Annotated in this window: 1 rRNA gene (cut by a window edge); it reads left to right on the forward strand. The window is 56.8% G+C overall.

The window, feature by feature from the left end:
- Window positions 1-2,744 (forward strand): 23S ribosomal RNA (locus J7E87_RS30505); it begins 380 nt to the left of the window's first position.
- Window positions 2,745-2,771 lie beyond the last annotated feature (27 nt).

A 2,771-nucleotide genomic window follows, 5' to 3' on the forward strand; every position in this document is an offset into this window, starting at 1 on the left:
AAGGACATGCGAAAGGTCCGGCGTAGAGGGTAAGACCCCCGTAGCTGAAACATCAACGGCTTGCTTGTGCGACACCCAAGTAGCACGGGGCCCGAGAAATCCCGTGTGAATCTGGCGGGACCACCCGTTAAGCCTAAATATTCCCTGGTGACCGATAGCGGATAGTACCGTGAGGGAATGGTGAAAAGTACCGCGGGAGCGGAGTGAAATAGTACCTGAAACCGTGTGCCTACAAGCCGTGGGAGCGTCGCTGTATGTGCTTGCACATGCAGTCGTGACTGCGTGCCTTTTGAAGAATGAGCCTGCGAGTTTGCGGTGTGTTGCGAGGTTAACCCGTGTGGGGAAGCCGTAGCGAAAGCGAGTCCGAACAGGGCGATTCAGTAGCGCGCTCAAGACCCGAAGCGGAGTGATCTAGCCATGGGCAGGTTGAAGCGGAGGTAAGACTTCGTGGAGGACCGAACCCACCAGGGTTGAAAACCTGGGGGATGACCTGTGGTTAGGGGTGAAAGGCCAATCAAACTCCGTGATAGCTGGTTCTCCCCGAAATGCATTTAGGTGCAGCGTCGTGTGTTTCTTGCCGGAGGTAGAGCACTGGATAGGCGATGGGCCCTACCGGGTTACTGACCTTAGCCAAACTCCGAATGCCGGTAAGTGAGAGCGCGGCAGTGAGACTGTGGGGGATAAGCTCCATGGTCGAGAGGGAAACAGCCCAGAGCATCGACTAAGGCCCCTAAGCGTACGCTAAGTGGGAAAGGATGTGGAGTCGCAGAGACAACCAGGAGGTTGGCTTAGAAGCAGCCACCCTTGAAAGAGTGCGTAATAGCTCACTGGTCAAGTGATTCCGCGCCGACAATGTAGCGGGGCTCAAGCGTACCGCCGAAGTCGTGTCATTCGTACATATATCCCCAACGGGAGTACGGATGGGTAGGGGAGCGTCGTGTGCCGGGTGAAGCCGCCGCGGAAGCGAGTGGTGGACGGTTCACGAGTGAGAATGCAGGCATGAGTAGCGATACACACGTGAGAAACGTGTGCGCCGATTGACTAAGGGTTCCTGGGTCAAGCTGATCTGCCCAGGGTAAGTCGGGACCTAAGGCGAGGCCGACAGGCGTAGTCGATGGACAACCGGTTGATATTCCGGTACCCGCTTTGAAACGCCCAGTATCGAGCCCATTAATGCTAAGGCCGTGAAGCCGCCCTGGAGCCTTCGGGCAAAGGGGAGTGGTGGAGCCGCCGGCCCAAGGTGGTAGTAGGTAAGCGATGGGGTGACGCAGGAAGGTAGTCCAGCCCGGGCGGTGGTTGTCCCGGGGTAAGGGTGTAGGCCGTGTGGCAGGTAAATCCGTCACACATTAAGGCTGAGACCTGATGCCGAGCCGATTGTGGTGAAGTGGATGATCCTATGCTGTCGAGAAAAGCCTCTAGCGAGTTTCATGGCGGCCCGTACCCTAAACCGACTCAGGTGGTCAGGTAGAGAATACCGAGGCGTTCGGGTGAACTATGGTTAAGGAACTCGGCAAAATGCCCCCGTAACTTCGGGAGAAGGGGGGCCATCACTGGTGATCGGATTTACTCCGTGAGCTGGGGGTGGCCGCAGAGACCAGCGAGAAGCGACTGTTTACTAAAAACACAGGTCCGTGCGAAGCCGTAAGGCGATGTATACGGACTGACGCCTGCCCGGTGCTGGAACGTTAAGGGGACCGGTTAGTCACATTTCGGTGTGGCGAAGCTGAGAACTTAAGCGCCAGTAAACGGCGGTGGTAACTATAACCATCCTAAGGTAGCGAAATTCCTTGTCGGGTAAGTTCCGACCTGCACGAATGGCGTAACGACTTCTCGACTGTCTCAACCATAGGCCCGGTGAAATTGCACTACGAGTAAAGATGCTCGTTTCGCGCAGCAGGACGGAAAGACCCCGGGACCTTTACTACAGTTTGATATTGGTGTTCGGTTCGGCTTGTGTAGGATAGGTGGGAGACTGTGAACCCTGGACGCCAGTTCAGGGGGAGTCGCCGTTGAAATACCACTCTGGTCGTGCTGGATGTCTAACCTCGGTCCGTGATCCGGATCAGGGACAGTGTCTGATGGGTAGTTTAACTGGGGCGGTTGCCTCCTAAAATGTAACGGAGGCGCCCAAAGGTTCCCTCAGCCTGGTTGGCAATCAGGTGTTGAGTGTAAGTGCACAAGGGAGCTTGACTGTGAGACCGACGGGTCGAGCAGGGACGAAAGTCGGGACTAGTGATCCGGCGGTGGCTTGTGGAAGCGCCGTCGCTCAACGGATAAAAGGTACCCCGGGGATAACAGGCTGATCTTCCCCAAGAGTCCATATCGACGGGATGGTTTGGCACCTCGATGTCGGCTCGTCGCATCCTGGGGCTGGAGTCGGTCCCAAGGGTTGGGCTGTTCGCCCATTAAAGCGGTACGCGAGCTGGGTTTAGAACGTCGTGAGACAGTTCGGTCCCTATCCGCTGCGCGCGCAGGAGTCTTGAGAAGGGCTGTCCCTAGTACGAGAGGACCGGGACGGACGAACCTCTGGTGTGCCAGTTGTCCTGCCAAGGGCATGGCTGGTTGGCTACGTTCGGAAAGGATAACCGCTGAAAGCATCTAAGCGGGAAGCCTGCTTCGAGATGAGGACTCCCACCTCCTAGAGAGGGTAAGGCTCCCAGTAGACGACTGGGTTGATAGGCCAGATGTGGAAGCCGGGCAACCGGTGAAGCTGACTGGTACTAATAGGCCGAGGGCTTGTCCTCAGTTGCTCGCGTCCACTGTGTTAGTTC

The organism is Streptomyces sp. ISL-1 (assembly GCF_018614585.1).
Lineage (GTDB): Bacteria > Actinomycetota > Actinomycetes > Streptomycetales > Streptomycetaceae > Streptomyces > Streptomyces maoxianensis.